Annotated in this window: 12 protein-coding genes and 1 pseudogene; 9 read left to right on the top strand and 4 right to left on the bottom strand. The window is 60.0% G+C overall.

The features are described from left to right. Positions 1 to 76: 76 nt before the first annotated feature. Both ABID16_RS20060 and ABID16_RS20055 read right to left on the bottom strand, forming a co-directional pair. The gene (locus ABID16_RS20060) at positions 77 to 1,264 is read right to left on the bottom strand and encodes a beta-ketoacyl-[acyl-carrier-protein] synthase family protein (protein WP_354558138.1); all 1,188 of its coding nucleotides are present in this window, start codon (positions 1,262 to 1,264) and stop codon (positions 77 to 79) included. Further along, on the bottom strand, positions 1,264 to 1,551 hold the full coding sequence (locus ABID16_RS20055) for an acyl carrier protein (RefSeq protein WP_354558137.1): 288 nt from the start codon (positions 1,549 to 1,551) through the stop codon (positions 1,264 to 1,266). The genes ABID16_RS20060 and ABID16_RS20055 overlap by 1 nt, the downstream gene beginning before the upstream one ends. Positions 1,552 to 2,072: 521 nt before the next feature. Between ABID16_RS20055 and ABID16_RS20050 the strand changes: the two genes are divergently transcribed. Continuing rightward, a complete protein-coding gene (locus ABID16_RS20050; protein ID WP_354558136.1) occupies positions 2,073 to 2,741 on the top strand; it encodes a transglutaminase-like cysteine peptidase in 669 nt (222 codons plus the stop codon). Here ABID16_RS20050 and ABID16_RS20045 read toward each other — a convergent pair. Further along, positions 2,729 to 3,055 carry a hypothetical protein gene (locus ABID16_RS20045; protein WP_354558135.1) on the bottom strand — a complete coding sequence of 109 codons (327 nt, stop codon included), beginning with the start codon at positions 3,053 to 3,055 and terminating at the stop codon, positions 2,729 to 2,731. The two genes, ABID16_RS20050 and ABID16_RS20045, sit on opposite strands and share 13 nt — an antisense overlap. Before the next feature lie 231 nt (positions 3,056 to 3,286). Further along, a complete protein-coding gene (locus tag ABID16_RS20040) occupies positions 3,287 to 5,026 on the bottom strand; it encodes a methyl-accepting chemotaxis protein (RefSeq protein ID WP_354558134.1) in 1,740 nt (579 codons plus the stop codon). Positions 5,027 to 5,476: 450 nt separating this feature from the next. Between ABID16_RS20040 and ABID16_RS20035 the strand changes: the two genes are divergently transcribed. The 8 genes and pseudogenes from ABID16_RS20035 to ABID16_RS20000 all read left to right on the top strand — a co-directional run. Further along, positions 5,477 to 6,541 (top strand): HD-GYP domain-containing protein, encoded by a 1,065-nt coding sequence (locus tag ABID16_RS20035; RefSeq protein ID WP_354558133.1) that lies wholly within the window; start codon positions 5,477 to 5,479, stop codon positions 6,539 to 6,541. Further along, positions 6,538 to 6,864 carry a hypothetical protein gene (locus tag ABID16_RS20030; RefSeq protein ID WP_354558132.1) on the top strand — a complete coding sequence of 109 codons (327 nt, stop codon included), beginning with the start codon at positions 6,538 to 6,540 and terminating at the stop codon, positions 6,862 to 6,864. Before ABID16_RS20035 ends, ABID16_RS20030 begins: the two co-directional genes overlap by 4 nt. Further along, positions 6,861 to 7,229, top strand: coding sequence for a response regulator (locus tag ABID16_RS20025; RefSeq protein WP_354558131.1), 369 nt, complete (start codon positions 6,861 to 6,863; stop codon positions 7,227 to 7,229). Before ABID16_RS20030 ends, ABID16_RS20025 begins: the two co-directional genes overlap by 4 nt. Continuing rightward, positions 7,226 to 9,241 (top strand): chemotaxis protein CheA, encoded by a 2,016-nt coding sequence (locus ABID16_RS20020; RefSeq protein WP_354558130.1) that lies wholly within the window; start codon positions 7,226 to 7,228, stop codon positions 9,239 to 9,241. Before ABID16_RS20025 ends, ABID16_RS20020 begins: the two co-directional genes overlap by 4 nt. Then, on the top strand, positions 9,238 to 9,750 hold the full coding sequence (locus ABID16_RS20015; protein WP_354558129.1) for a chemotaxis protein CheW: 513 nt from the start codon (positions 9,238 to 9,240) through the stop codon (positions 9,748 to 9,750). The genes ABID16_RS20020 and ABID16_RS20015 overlap by 4 nt, the downstream gene beginning before the upstream one ends. Before the next feature lie 24 nt (positions 9,751 to 9,774). Next, positions 9,775 to 11,475 carry a methyl-accepting chemotaxis protein gene (locus ABID16_RS20010; protein ID WP_354558128.1) on the top strand — a complete coding sequence of 567 codons (1,701 nt, stop codon included), beginning with the start codon at positions 9,775 to 9,777 and terminating at the stop codon, positions 11,473 to 11,475. A 200-nt stretch (positions 11,476 to 11,675) separates the two neighbouring features. After that, entirely contained in the window at positions 11,676 to 13,598 is a 1,923-nt protein-coding gene (locus ABID16_RS20005; protein ID WP_354558127.1) for a CHASE3 domain-containing protein, read from the top strand. A gap of 137 nt (positions 13,599 to 13,735) precedes the next feature. Continuing rightward, positions 13,736 to 15,737, top strand: a pseudogene (locus ABID16_RS20000) (methyl-accepting chemotaxis protein); the annotation flags it as partial. Positions 15,738 to 15,900 lie beyond the last annotated feature (163 nt).

Genomic DNA, 15,900 nt, shown 5'->3' with positions numbered 1-15,900 from the left:
GCCTGCGATAAGGCAACGGCAGCGATGCCAGCCTCCGCGCGAAAAACTGTCTGAGGGCGCTTTTCATCTCCATGGGTCAGACCGTGAAGACCAGGGAGGCATTGAGCCCCCCGAAGGCAAACGAATTGGAAAGCGCGGCCCGCAGCCCCGCCGGCCTGGCAACATTCGGCACATAGTCCAGATCGCATTCCGGGTCCGGCTCGATATAGTTAGCTGTCGGGGGGATCTCTCCGTTCTGCAGGGCTAGGATGGTCGCGACCGCCTCGATCCCACCCGCGGCGCCAAGGCCATGTCCGGTCACGCTCTTGCTTGCACTGATCGGAGGCGCCGCCGCGCCGAAAGCGGCCTTGATGGCCGCGGTCTCGGCTCGATCGTTGGCGAGCGTCCCGGTGCCGTGTGCGTTGATGTAGTCCACATCGCCCGGCATGAGTCCGCCGGCCTTCAGGGCCGCGTTCATGACCAGCGCCATTCCCTGCTCCGACGGATTGAACATGTCGCCGGCGTCAGCGGAGCAGGCAAAGCCCGCGACCCTGGCCAGAACGATGGCCCCGCGTGCCCGCGCATGATCGGCGCTTTCCAGAACGACAACGCCAGCGCCCTCTCCCAGAAGCAGGCCTAACCGCCCCTTGGAAAAGGGTCGGCAAACATCAGGCGCCAGAATGCGCATGCTGTCCCAAGCCAGCATGGTGCCACGGGTCAGAGGCGCTTCGGCACCGCCGACGACCGCGACATCCGCCAGGCCCGACTTGATCAGTTCCGCACCGATCCCAATCGCATGCGTGCCCGATGCACAGGCGCTGGCGATGACGAAGGTCGGACCCTTCAACCCATAGGCGATGGAGACCCAGCTCGCCGACGAACTCGACATCGACTTGGACACGCTCATGGGATGCGGGCGCGGCTGGCCATCGTGATACAGGCGATAGAACTGCTCATCGAGCGATGTGAGCCCCGCGCCGCCATTGCCGATAATGACGGCCACGCGGGTGAGATCGGTGTTGTCGGAATTGATTGCAGCCATCGCGAGGGCTTCGCCGCTCGCCAGAACGGCGAGTTGCGCGCTGCGGTCGAGCGCTGCGGCCTTGACGGGAAGTCGGTCCGTCAAAGTGGGATCGGTCACCTCCGCCACTCTGATTTTGCCATCGGGAAGCGCAGATGGCGGCGCCGTGATGGCCTGCCCGCGCCTCAGCACATTCCAGAAAGCGGGAACGTCGCCCGCTCCCGGCGCAACAACGCCCAGCCCGGTCGCGACGACTTCACGCATCACGCGGCCTCGTTGGGGCTGTCCGTGGTCTTTCCCGATTTTGCCGCGACCAGCTCGTCGATGAGGGCCGCAATATCGCCAACCGACTTTAGCCGGGAGGCAACGTCGTTCTGGTTGTGATCGACATGGATACCGAACTCCTCCTCAATCTGGAAAACGAGTTCGATGAAATCGAAGGAATCGATTCCAGCCTCTTCAAGCGAGGTCTCGGCGGTGATCTGCGAAGGGTCCTTGCCGGTCTGCTTCGCGATGTAATCGGCAATGCGCGTAAAGGTCGACTGGCTCATGTGACAACTCCAAACACTCTCACAACTGCAGCAAGTCCGAAAACCTGGACACACTGTACAAAGAAATATTCCGAAAGCCGGTATTTTGAGATCAACACAAAATACCGGGCAGATAGTCCAAATATAAATTCCAAAAGCTCCCAGAGCGCTTCAGGTTCCTCAAAAATAAGGAAACCACGTGTCGGAAGCTGGTTCGAGCAGCCAGCGTGCCCCAGCCCTTCAGCTTTTAGAAGTCCCTAAAAAAGATCCGCGTGTCCCGTACAAGGACATTCATTCATATCGATGATACTCTTAGATACGGCCACTAAACACAAGAGTCCGACCCGTTTAGGTCGGATTAACCCTAACACATAAGGTTTTATTTAAATTTTAGGGAATCCCGGCTGGGTTCTCCCTCCGACGGAAAACTTCGGTAACCATGAGATTGCAAGCGTTCCCGATCGATAAAATGCGATCAATTGTGGATGCGGAAAATTTCGACCCGGCGGCCTTGAATGCCCTCAAAACAAGAGGGCAAAACAATGTTCCGCATCGCAACTGCAATTTCCCTTGTAACCCTGTCGCTCGTGGCCTCGCATGGCGCAGGCGCAAGTCAGCATGCCAAGGCTGCGGTTGAACTGAGCGCCTATGCCGGCACCACGGGCCAGACCTCTGTGCCGATCGGCTGGCATATCTTCTGCAAGGAACACGACGCCGAGTGCCACGCAGGCTCCGGCAGCGCGCAGCAGGTGACCCTCACCGAACAGAGCTGGAAGGCGCTTCTCGATATCGATCAGCTGGTGAACCGAAACATCGCCGGCATTTCGGATGAGGATCATTATCAAATCCACGCCAAGGGCATCGCCAACTGGTGGACCTATCCCGACGACGGCATGGGCAATTGCAACGACTATGCGATCTTGAAGAAGCGTCTGCTGGTTGAGGCAGGATGGCCCAGCTCGGCCCTGCTTCTCACCGTCGTTCTGGACCACCACAATGAGGGCCACCTGGTGCTCATGGCCCGCACCGACCGCGGCGATCTCATTCTCGACAATCTCGAGGACAAGGTGCTTCTATGGCACCAGACCGGTTACACGTTCCTGAAGCGGCAGTCGGAAACGGATCCCGATATGTGGGTGACTTTCAGCAACGATGTGAGGAACCTCGACAAGGTGGCAGCCCTGTCCTCGGCAAGCGCTCAGCAGCCGTAACGTTTCCAGTAGGCATCGACGAGACCGCCGCCGTCGCGGTCAAGAATGGCGAAATTGCCCGGCACGACGGCAAAAAAGCGCTCCGTTTTGCGCTCAGCATCGGGCTCGCGTTCGACGACGCGTCCGCAGGCAACAAAGCCCGGCAAGCTGCCGCTCGGCGCAATCTTCTCACCTTCGGCAGCCACGAACTCCGCTCCCAGACGTCGCGCAAGTGCCGTATCGACGCGGGACGGAACATCGCCTTGCTGTGGCAGCGGCTCACCCGGAGCGGCGGTGAGCATCAACAGGGCCGGGGCGATCGCGAGGAAATTCATGAAAGCATCTCAGACGGGTTCTTGGTGCGCAGCCATTCCCTTCAGAATCCGAAGTTCCGGCCAAATCCAGCCACCGGATCATGCACCTGACGGTCCCAAAACGGAAGAGCGTTGTCGCCACGTCTTCCCCGCAGATGCGTTTGGCACTCCAAGTCTTCTCAGACATGTCTTGAGCTGCGGAACGCACGGCCACCGCGCCCGCCAATCAGGATCGGGCAGGCCGCGCCGGCCTTAGAAAAGTGCATCTTCGAGCAAATCATCATCCGATACGGACGGGGCCTCCTCGGCCGCGACCGTGTCACCGAAGACGCTCGCATGAATGTTGCGTTCCGCGACCATCGTGTAAGTCTTGCCGATGCGCTCGCCGATCGCGGCCAGCGCCGGCGTCATCTCCTGCGCCCGATCCCACTGCTCGCTTGCAGCAATCGCTTCTTCGGTGCAGGCAGCCATGATCTCGCCGATCCCGGCCTTGAAGTCGAGACGGCTGATCGCTCTGGTCACATTGGCCGACATGTCTTGCGCGGTCAGCCGCAGGGCCTGCATGTTGTCTTCCATGGTTCTGGCGGCTTCGGCCAGCATCGGAACCGCGGAGTCGAGTAGCCCTTCGAGGCTCTCCGTCTCGCCGTCACTCTTTCCGGAATCAGTGGTTTCAAGGCCCGCCGACTGCTCCTGCAGCTGCTTCAACGTGTTGAGTATCTGGCCCGCGTCGTCGTCGAGGACGGAGGCAAAGACACGCAGCTCTCCGGTGACGACATTGATGGGCCGCCCCTCCTCGCCAAGCCGGCCGCAGCGCAGCGTGGTGTTGAGCGCCATGTATTGAATATCGCGGCGAACCAACTGAATGGTTTCCACGCTGGTCGTCAATTCGCCGATGAGTACGGCGGTATTCCGGCTCAGCGACGCGGCAACGCCGGCCGCATGGGCGATGTTCGCCACCATTCCCCGCGCCGTGACAAGATCGTCATGCACGACCGAAATCGGGTTTCCGCGATCAGGCTGCTGCGCGAGGATCATGGCCTCATAAAGCTTCATGAGCGCGGCAACATCGCCGCCAAGACTATGGATAGTCTCGACAACCCGGCTGGAGTCGCGATGGAAATCAGCGGTGGATTCCGCAAGAAGCTCGGCAACAAGTCGCGTGATCGTGCCCATGACGGCATCGTGCTCTTCGGGCGAAACGCAGTTCGTACCGCCAGCCCTGATGGTTTCCTCAGCGATCTCGAAGGCGGTCTGGCAATGCTCGATGCGCTGCCGGGTGATGTCGCCGATCTGCATGGCGGAAAGAACCTGGCCGACCTTCGCCTGTGCCTTGCGCGCCAGATCGGCAACCTTCAGCGCCATCGCAGAAAGATTCTGTTTCTGCGTTTCGATCTCCGCGCCGTTCATCACGAGGCGCGAAACGATCTTCGGCAGATCGTCGAAATAGTTTTCAAGCGGACCGCCGCTCTTGATATCGGCGCCGTCTATCTGTGCGGAAAGCGCGTCAACGCGCGCCGCCAGTTCCTTGACTTCCTGCGTCGCGAACTGGATGCGCTCCATAATTTCTGAAACGAAATCGGAAAAGTCGGCCACGCTGGCACCGGCAATCTTCGCGGTCATCGCAAAGGTTCGCAGATAACGCAGCGCCTCGTTCATGGAATCGATATTGCGCGCAAACTGGCAACTGATCTGTTTGACGGCGGCGAGACTTTGCTGGCGGGTTGCATGGTTGGCAGGCACTGCCTTCAGAAGCTCGGCTGTCAGCAGCAGCTTGCGCTTGGCCTCCGCCGCTTCCTCCTCCTTCAGGGATGTCCCAACCTGGTCGAGAAGCTCCACGAGTTTTGAAAGTGTATCGAGCACCGTGACAAGTACAGAGCCACCATCGAGGAAACGCTCCTCCAATTGACTGCGAGCACTTTCCAGCCGCCCCAAAAGAGCGGACGCAGAAAAACGCTCTTCGTCCTGCCGTAAGGAAGCGATCCCCAAGTTCATTCTGGCCCCATTTAGCTCTTGCTTGATCGAACTCTAAGGCCAACCCCACAACATCGGGTTAACGGTCGGCAAACCTGTGTGGTTCGACTGGCGGATATCCCTAATTCTAACCAGACGGCAGAGGGAAATTGATGAAAGTCAACAGTGACGCCGTCTTAGGTAAATATAAATTAAAAATTACTTTAGAGACTTCGCAAATGAGTGATCTTCATCTGCGAAAGTTCAGACAACCCTGAGAACTGACGGTATTCGGGACCCCACCATGATTAAAGAGGGATGGTTTCTAGTAGGTATACATTAAGAAGCTGTTAGGCATTTCGTGGTCTCCTTTTTGCGTCAGGTTGAACAACCTTTTGGGGAATATAAAGTTTCCGACTGCGGGGGCAGGCAGGAAATAAAATTCAGGAATATTAGAGTTTGAAAGAACGCGGGAAAGAAATGAACATATTCTTGATCGACGACAGCATTTCAATGATCTTCGCATTTGAGCGAGCGATCAACTCTATTTCCGACTGCGCAATTCACTCTTTCCAGGATCCGCTGAAGGCGCTAGATAAACTTGAAGACATCTCGCCGGATCTTGTTCTGGTAGACTATGAAATGCCGGAAATGAACGGCATCGAAGTGATCCGGGCGATCCGCGCCAATCCTGCGACGGAAACCGTCCCGGTCATCATGATCACTTCCACCATCGACAAGGATATCAAGCTGGCTGCCATTGAAGCAGGAGCGACGGAGTTCCTTGCCAAGCCCTTTGACGAGACGGAGTTGAGGATCAGGGTTCAGAACCTTCTCAACATCCGTTCGGCACAGCTGGCTCTCGCCGAACAGGCGGCAGAACTCAACAGAAAATATGAAGACGCGATGGTGCGCATCAATCGGCGCGAAGAAGAGATCATCTGGCGCCTGTCCAAGGCCATCGGCATCCGCGACGGCGACACCGGCAATCATATTGACCGCGTCTCCTACATCGCCGGCATGATTGCGGAGGAACTGGGACTGGACCGTGAACAGTGCCGGATGATCTTCCTGGCAAGCCCCCTGCACGACGTCGGCAAGCTGGGCGTACCGGACAGCATTCTGATGAAGCCGGGAAAGCTGACCGCTGATGAATTTCAGGCAATGCAGCGCCATACCGAACTCGGCGCGCAAATACTTGGCAGCAGCACCAGCAAGCTCATTCAGGTCGCCGAGACCATTGCGGCAAACCATCATGAAAAGTGGGATGGAACGGGATATCCAAACGGCCTTAAGGGGACGGACATTCCTGTCGAGGCCCGGATCGTTGCCGTGGCAGACGTCCTCGACGCCCTCTGCTCCGACCGGCCTTACAAGTCGGCATGGCCGCTTGATGCAGCTTTCGCAGAAATTCTCAATGCCAGCGGCAAGCATTTCGACCCCGCTTGCGTCGCAGCCTTCTGTCGGCGTTGGCCGGAAATCCGGCAAACGTTCTCTTCATCTCAAGAAGCCGGCAACAAACCCGCCGCCTCGTTCAATGTTGGGAAAATAGCATGAAGACCGAAGTCGCCGCCCTGTCGCTCAACGGGCCACTCACCATCAAGACCATCTCCGGCGCGCGAGACATTCTGCAGGCGTTCATCGGAGAAAAGGCCGCGCGCGGCAAGACGCTGGCGCTGGACATCGACGATACGCAGGACTGCGATCTCACTCTGGCGCAACTCGTGATCGCGGCGCGCAAATCGGTCGCCGCCAACGGAGCAAAATTGAAGCTCGCCAAACCCGCCGCCGGCAATTTCCTGGCGGTGATCGAGCGCGCCGGTCTTCTGACCGGGGACAAGAAACAGGACGACTTCTGGCTGGAAGGAAAAGCAATATGAGCGCCAACATTCTGACTGTAGACGATTCCGCAAGTATTCGTCTGACAACGCGCCTGGCACTGACCAGCGCCGGCTACAAGGTGACGGAAGCTGTCGACGGTGCCGACGGCCTCGCAAAGATGCGATCTGGCGCATTCGACCTCATCGTCACCGATCTGAACATGCCGAACATGGACGGCCTGACGATGATCCGCAGCCTGCGCAAGCTGCCCGCCTATATGGGCACGCCGGTCATCTTCCTCACGACCGAGTCCGACGGCGAACTGAAACAGCAGGCCAAGGACGCCGGGGCAACCGGTTGGCTGACCAAGCCCTTCGAGCCCGACATGCTGGTGAAGATCACGAAGAAGGTCCTCGGCCGATGAACAATCCCGATCCGATTGCAGTGTTCAAAACGGAGGCGCTCGAACAGCTGGAGCTGATCGAAGCCGGCCTTCTCGACCTCACGCGCGACCTTGACGACAAGGCGCAGATCGATGCCGTCTTCCGCGGCCTTCATACCCTCAAGGGTTCCGGCTCGATGTTCGGCTTCGACCAGCTCGCGGCCTTTACCCACCATTGCGAGACCGCGTTCGATCGCGTCCGCAAGGGCGAAGCGCCCGCCACGCTCGAACTCGTCAGCGCGGTTCTCGACGCGCAGGGCCACATGCTGGCGCTGCTGCAGGTCCCCAACGGCGATCACGAAGCCATGAGCGCCAAGCTGCTCGACAACCTGCACCGGGCCGTCGGCGGCAGCGCCAAGGCTGCTGCGACAGTGACGGCAGCAGCCGACGCGGCCGCCACCGAAGCGGCAAGTGCCGGCCTTACAACATGGGAACTGACCTTCAGCCTCCCGCATAACTCGATGGTCAACGGAACGAACCCGCTTGGCCTGCTGGACGAGCTTCGCGAGCTTGGAGAAGCAAAAATCGAAGCTCTGACAGACAATGTTCCCGCGCTTGAAGACATTGATCCGCGCGAGATCCACCTCTCCTGGCGCGTAACGCTCAAGACCGACAAGTCCAAGGGAGACATCGAGGACGTCTTCATCTTCGTGATGGACGACATGGTGATGGATCTCAAGCAGATTGCGGCCCCCGCGCCCGTCGCCAAAAAGGTTACCGCCCCTGCCGACGTTCACGCGGAGGCATCGAGGCAGCCGGCGGCAAACGTTGCGGACGCCGCCAAGGCTGGCCAACCGACGGACGCCAAGGCACAGAAGCAAGCCGACAACGTCCGCGTCCCGGCGCTGCGCCTTGACGAAATGATGGACCGCGTCGGCGAACTCGTGATTGCCCAGTCGCGTCTCAGCCAGATGGCCGGCTCCGTGGCCGATCTCGGCCTGCGTTCGGTCTCGGAAGAAATCGAACGGCTGGCCGGCGAACTGCGCGACACGATGATGGTGCTGCGCATGATGCCGGTAGCAAGCCTCTTCAGCCGCTTCCGCCGCCTCGTTCACGACCTCGCCCGCGAAACCGGCAAGGATATCGAGCTCATCACCGAAGGTGAAATGACGGAAGTCGACAAGACGGTCATCGACCGGCTCGCCGATCCGCTGGTCCATCTCGTCCGCAACTCTGTCGATCATGGTCTTGAAACACCGGAAGACCGCATCGCCGTCGGCAAGCCGGCCGTCGGACGCGTGCACCTTTCCGCCCATCAGACGGGCAGCGAAGTCGTCATCACCATTAAGGATGACGGTCGCGGCATCGACCGGGCGCGGGTTCGCGCCAAGGCGGAGGCCAACGGTCTCATCCAGCCGGGCGCACAGCTCAGCGATCAGGAACTGCTGCAGCTCATCTTCCAGCCCGGCTTTTCCACGGCGGAAAAGGTCACGAACCTCTCCGGCCGCGGCGTTGGGATGGACGTCGTCAAGAAGACGATCGAAACGCTGCGCGGCGCCATCGACATCAAGACTACCCCAGGCGAAGGTTCCGAAATCGCGCTGCGCATTCCGCTCACGCTCGCCATCATCGACGGCCTTCTGGTACGCGTCGGCAGCGGGCGGTATGTCCTCCCGCTCTCGGCGGTCGAGGAATGCCTTGAACTCTCGCTGGAAGAAGACCTCAAGTCGCGCGGCCGCAGCTTCATCTCTCTGCGCGACGATCTGGTGCCGTTCCTGCGTTTGCGTGAGCTCTTCCGCACCGGCACGCAGCCGGATGTGTTCCAGAAGGTCGTCGTCGTCTCGACCGGCACGGAACGTGTCGGCCTCGTTGTCGACCAGATCATCGGTGACCACCAGACGGTTATCAAGAACATGTCGAAACTTCACGATCACGTCTCGGCCTTTTCGGGCGCGACGATCCTAGGCGACGGCAATGTCGCGCTCATCCTCGATGTTGCGCATCTCATTGCCGCCGGCCAGCACCAGGAGGCGCAATTGCGGGCAGCAGGATGAGCGAAGCAACACAAAAAGCAGATCACCGCGCGATCTGGAAGGGCGCGGACGAGATTTCGGTTCTGACATTTTGCCTGAACGGCGAGACCTTCGCCATCGAGGCCGTCATCGTACAGGAAATCCTCGACCTCCTGCCGGAGACCAGCGTTCCGGGCAGCCTGCCCTTCGTCGGCAGCGTCATCAATTTCCGCGGCAAGGTCATTCCACTGGCCGACATCCGTGTCGCCTTCGGCATGGAAGCCGGGAATGTCACGATCGACAGCCGCATCATCGTGACGGAACTCGATCTCGAAGGCCAGACGACGCTGGTAGGGATGCGTACGGACAAGGTGTTCGAAGTCACCAGCCTGCCGGTTTCAGCCAGCGAGCCGCCGCCCATCGTCGGCATGCGCTGGCGTCCGGATTACATCCACGCACTCGTCAAGCGCGAAGGCGAATTCATCATTCTCCCGAACCTGCAGGCGATCTTCTCTTCACAGCAGAACAACGCTCTCCAGGCCACCGGCTGACTTTTCGAGGACAGGATTTCAATCATGCGTTTCACGATCAAACTCAAGCTCGGCATTACCTTCTTGCTCATCATTGTTCTGGCAAGCGCGATGTCCTATCTCTCTGTCACCAATCTGAACAACCTGAATAACGCCATTAACGGCCTGGTCGCCGGACCCGCCGTGAGCACGCGGTCGGCGGGGCGTCTGGAAGTGGCCATGCTCACCGCGCTTCGCCACAACAAGAACGCGATCATTTCCAACGATCAGCAGCAGATCGATCAATTTGTTGCGAAGGCACGGGATGTATATCCGAAGATCGGGGAACAGCTGAAGGGTCTCCTGGCGGCGGACAGCGAAGAGGTCAAGAAGGCGGCAAACGAGTTCGCGATCGTGTTTCCCTCATGGAAGGAAAAGATGGAAGTGGTCAATGAATTGGCCCTTCACAACAACCCGGCTGACAACGAAAAGGCGGCAGCCCTTTCGATCGGGGAAGTCGCCGTCTTGACGACCAAACTGTTCGACGCTGCGGAAGCCATTGACGCGGCCAGCGCCAAAGAAATGAAGACCACGGCGGACGACACTGACGTCCTGTACGCCAACGCGAGAACGACATTGCTCACGATGGCCGGCGTCGTTCTGGTCTTCTCGATCCTCGCAGCAGTCTGGATCTCCTTCACCATCAGCAGAGGCCTCAGCCGCGCCAACCAGGCGGTCCGCGACGTTGCGCAAGGCGACCTGACCAAAGACGTTCAAATTTCCGGCAGCGATGAAATTGCCGAAATGCTGGGTCAGGTGAATCTCATGATCGAACGCCTTCGCGGCGTCGTCGGCGACGCACTGTCAGCAGCTGACAACGTGTCTGCGGGCAGCCAGCAGCTCTCGTCAGGTTCGGAACAGCTCTCGCAGGGCGCAACCGAGCAGGCATCGTCCGCCGAAGAAGCGTCCGCTTCGATGGAAGAAATGGCCGCCAATATCAAGCAGAACGCTGATAACGCCGCCCAGACCGAGAAGATCGCCCGCCAGTCGTCCAAGGATGCGGAAGCCTCTGGCGAAGCCGTCAACAAGGCCGTCAGCGCCATGCGCACGATTGCCGAGAAGATCTCGATCGTCCAGGAAATCGCCCGCCAGACCGACCTGCTTGCTCTGAACGCCGCTGTCGAAGCAGCACGCGCCGGCGAACATGGCCGCGGTTTCGCGGTGGTCGCCTCGGAAGTCCGCAAGCTCGCAGAACGCAGCCAGCTCGCCGCTGCCGAAATCTCCGGTCTCTCCGGCGAAACGGTGAAGGTCGCGACCGAAGCCGGCGACATGCTCTCCAAGCTCGTTCCGGATATCCGCAAGACGGCAGAACTGGTGGCTGAAATCTCCGCCGCCTGCCGCGAGCAGGATATCGGCGCTTCTCAGATCAACGAGGCGATCCAGCAGCTCGACAAGGTGACGCAGCAGAATGCCGGCGCATCGGAAGAAATGTCGGCAACGTCTGAAGAACTCGCCGCACAGGCAGAAGAACTTCAGGCCTCCATCGCCTTCTTCAGGGTGGACGCCGCAGGCTCTCCCGTCGCAACGACCAACGTGAGGAAACTCAAGACTGTCGCCGCCCAGATGTCGGCGCCGACCGCCAAGCGTCCCGCCGCAAAGCCAATGGGCGCGAAATCTCAGGCGCGGCCTGCCTCCAGGGGCATCTCGCTCGACATGGACATGGGCGGCCCGGACAGTGACGACAACGACTTCCGCCAGAGCGCGTGATTTTGACGAATATCGGCGGGTTGCCGATCAACCCGGACCCGCCGAACCCGAAATGCAGACCGGGCGCCTAAAAAGGCTCACCGCAAAGACAGACCCCGCATGGGAACGCGCCATCGCGCACCGGGCTCTGAGAAGACTTTAAGCGGTGAAGTCGAACAAACCTACGAGACTTAATCGTATCTCCGTTGAAGGAACACGTCATGTTAAACAACCTCTCCATTCCCAAGAAGCTTATGCTGGCTCTCGGGCTCATCATACTGACGATCCTTTCCGTCAACACTGTTATTTATCTTAAGTCGAGTGAGGTACGGCAGACGACGTTCTGGAACGATCACACCCTGAAAGTGATCGCCAGCGCGAATGACATCGTTGCCAACATGGTCAATCAGGAGACGGGCTACCGCGGCTTCCTTCTTTCCAACGAGCAGAAATTCCTTGATCCCTACAAGAGCGGCTGGGAAGGTTTCAACAAGGCCTGGAGCGAAGCCAAGAGCCTGACCTCGGACAATCCAGGCCAGCAGCAGCGCCTCGACGACGTGCGCAAGCTCGCAGAGACCTGGCATAATTCCATGGCCGAAAAGGCGATTGCCCAGATGGCGCGTCCTGAAACCCAGGAAATCGCCCGCCAGACCGAAATCTCCGGCGCCGGCAAGGAGTCCATGGACGGCCTGCGCAAGAAGGTCGCCGAAATCATCGATGCCGAAGCGGTTCTTCTTGTCCAGCGCCAGGCAGCTCAGACCAATGCGCTGGATCTCGTCAACGAGATCATCATCGTCGGCATAGCAGTCAGCCTTGTGATCTCTTTGGCCTCCGGCTTCCTGATGACGAAGACGATTGCCAAGCCGATCGGCGAAGTCAATGAAGCGCTCGCCAAGCTTGCCACTCCGCTGGATACCGGCCGCCGCGACGAAATCGGCCAGATGCAGGGCACTGCGCAGGCCGTCGAAGCCGCCTTCCGCGACATATCCTCCGTCCTGCAGACCGTTTCGACCGGCGACCTCAGCCGTGAAATGGAACGTGACTACGGCGCGCTCAGCAGCGAAGTCAGCGGCAATCTCAAGAACATGGTCGGAAACCTGCGCGACACCGCACGCGTCGCCGACCTGATCGCCAACGGCGACCTCACGATCACGCCGAAGCCGCTGTCCGACAAGGACACGCTGGGCATCGCGCTGCAGTCGATGGTCGAGCGTCTGCGCGGCGTGGTCGGTAATGCGCTGTCCGCAGCTGACAACGTCTCGTCGGGTAGCCAGCAGCTCTCCTCGGGTTCGGAACAGCTCTCGCAGGGCGCGACCGAACAGGCATCGTCCGCCGAAGAAGCGTCCGCTTCGATGGAAGAAATGGCCGCCAATATCAAGCAGAATGCAGACAACGCTGCCCAGACCGAAAAGATCGCCCGCCAGTCTTCGAAGGATGCCGAAGCGTCCGGCGAGGCCGTCAATCGCGCCGTCAACGCCATGCGCACGATTGCAGAGAAGATCTCCATCGTCCAGGAAATCGCCCGCCAGACCGACCTTCTCGCCCTGAACGCCGCTGTGGAAGCAGCACGCGCCGGCGAACATGGTCGCGGCTTTGCGGTCGTGGCGTCCGAAGTCCGCAAGCTCGCCGAGCGCAGCCAGCAGGCTGCGGCCGAAATCTCCGGCCTCTCCGGCGAAACGGTGAAGGTCGCTACCGAAGCCGGGGACATGCTGTCCCGGCTGGTTCCCGACATCCGCAAGACGGCCGAACTGGTTGCCGAAATCTCGGCTGCATGCCGCGAGCAGGATATCGGCGCCAGCCAGATCAACGAGGCGATCCAGCAGCTCGACAAGGTAACGCAGCAGAATGCCGGCGCATCGGAAGAGATGTCTGCAACGTCTGAAGAACTCGCCGCCCAGGCAGAAGAGCTTCAGGCCTCCATCGCCTTCTTCCGCGTGGATATGGCCGGCCAGTCGCGCCAAGCAGTCCAGCATCTGCATGCAACGGCCGCGAAGATGGCAGCGCCCTCGGGCAAACGACCGGCTCAGAAGCCAGCTCCGAAAGCCGCAGTGCAGCACGCCTCATCCAAGACCAAGGGCTTCGCCCTGGACATGAACATGGGTGGACCGGATAGCGACGACGACGATTTTCGTCAGACCGCTTAAGCCGCGCTCGCTTCACAAGAAAAGTACCGGCGGAAGTTCCGCCGGTGCCCAAACGAAAGAAAAAGCATGGGTGCGACTGCCCGGAAGGGTCCGGAAAGCCACTCAATCAGGGAAAAGCAGAACTTGGGGGTTATGCAATGTCCATTCTCACGCAGATGAAGAAATCTTCACAGTCACCGACGGCCGTCGAAGAGATCAGACGTCTGACAGCAGCATTTCATGGGGGCGACTTTTCCGGACGCGCCGATCTCGCTGGCGCCACGGGGGGCGCACGCGATGTGCTGGAAGCCGTCAACGCGCTCCTGGACGCGGCCATGCGACCGGTCGACAGCCTTGGCCACTCGATTGCCCACATGTCCGCAGAACATGACCGCGGCGACATCGACGCGACGATCCCGACCGAGACCTTCAAGGGCAGCCTCGCCACCATGGCGAAGGGCATCAACGACATGGTCGCCGGCCATATCGCAGTCAAGAAGAAGGCCATGGCCTGCGTCAAGGAACTCGGCGAAGGCAATTTCGATGCGCCGCTCGAACAGTTCCCGGGCAAGAAAGCCTTCATCAACGAAACGATCGAGACACTGCGCGCCAATCTGCGCGGCCTGATCGGCGAAATGAACGCCATGTCCGTAGAACACGACAAGGGCGACATCGATGTCTTCGTCACCGTCGAACGGTTCAAGGGCGATTTCGGCACCATGGCCAAGGGCATCAACGACATGGTCGCCGGCCACATCGCGGTCAAGAAGAAGGCCATGGATTGCATCAAGGAATTCGGCGCCGGCAATTTCGACGCGCCGCTTGAACAGTTTCCCGGCAAGAAGGCCTTCATCAACGAGACGATCGAGACGCTGCGCGCCAATCTACGCGGCCTCATCGCCGAAATGAAGAACATGTCCACCGAACACGACAAGGGCGATATCGACGTATTCGTGCCAGTGGATCGGTTCAAAGGCGACTTTGCGACGATGGCCAATGGCATCAATGACATGGTTGCCGGCCACATCGCTGTCAAGAAAAAGGCCATGGCCTGCATCAAGGAATTCGGCGCAGGCAATTTCGACGCGCCGCTCGAACAGTTCCCCGGCAAGAAGGCCTTCATCAACGAAACGATCGAAACGCTGCGCGCCAATTTCCGCGCCATCATCTCCGAACTTCGGCGGCTGATTGCGGCCTCCACGGAGGGCAAGCTCAGCGAACGCGGCTCAGCAGATCAGTTTGTCGGCGATTTTGCAAAGCTGGTTGCCGGCATCAACGGGATGCTCGACGCCATCATCCTGCCGATCGCCGAAGGCAACCGCGTTCTCGAACTCGTCAGCGAAGGCGATCTCCGGCAGTTTGTCGAGATTGAATGCGAGGGCGACCATGAGAAGATGAAGGACGCCATCAACGCGCTGGTCGAGCAATTGTCGACCGTCGCCGTTGGCATCTCCACTGCAGCAGATCAGGTGGCATCCGGCAGCCAGCAGCTCTCGTCCGCTGCCGAGCAGCTCTCGCAAGGGGTCAGCGAACAGGCAGCGTCGGGCGAAGAGGCCTCCGCCTCGATGGAAGAAATGGCTGCGAACATCAAGCAGAACGCCGATAACGCCGCCCAGACCGAGAAGATCGCCCGTCAGTCGTCCAAGGACGCTGAAGCTTCCGGTGAGGCCGTCAATCGCGCCGTCAACGCCATGCGCACGATTGCAGAGAAAATCTCCATCGTCCAGGAAATCGCCCGCCAGACCGACCTGCTTGCTCTGAACGCCGCTGTCGAGGCAGCACGCGCTGGCGAACATGGCCGCGGCTTCGCGGTCGTGGCTTCCGAAGTCCGCAAGCTGGCTGAGCGCAGCCAGCAGGCTGCCGCCGAAATCTCCGGTCTCTCCGGGGAAACGGTGAAGGTCGCGACAGAAGCCGGCGACATGCTCTCGAAGCTCGTCCCGGATATCCGCAAGACGGCGGAACTGGTGGCCGAAATCTCCGCCGCCTGCCGCGAGCAGGACATCGGCGCCAGCCAGATCAACGAGGCGATCCAGCAGCTCGACCGCGTGACGCAGCAGAACGCCAGCGCCTCGGACGAGATGTCGGCCACGTCGGAAGAACTCGCCGCCCAGGCCGAGGAACTGCAGGCCTCCATCACCTTCTTCAAGGTCGAGGCGGCGGAAGAGGCCAGCCCGGTGAAGAGGCTCAAGGCGACGGCGGCCAAGATGGCTGAGGCTCCGATAAGGAAGAATAGTCCCAAGCCGGCGACGCGCGCATCTGCGCCCGCACCCAAAGCGAAGGCAAAAGGTTTCACGCTCGACATGGACGTAGGCGGTCCCGATCA

This window comes from Limnomicrobium aquaticum, assembly GCF_040545545.1.
Taxonomy (GTDB): Bacteria; Pseudomonadota; Alphaproteobacteria; order Rhizobiales; family Rhizobiaceae; genus Ensifer_A; species Ensifer_A aquaticum.
The sequence above is the reverse complement of the archived record's forward strand: the minus strand, read 5'-3'. Positions and strand labels throughout refer to the sequence as shown.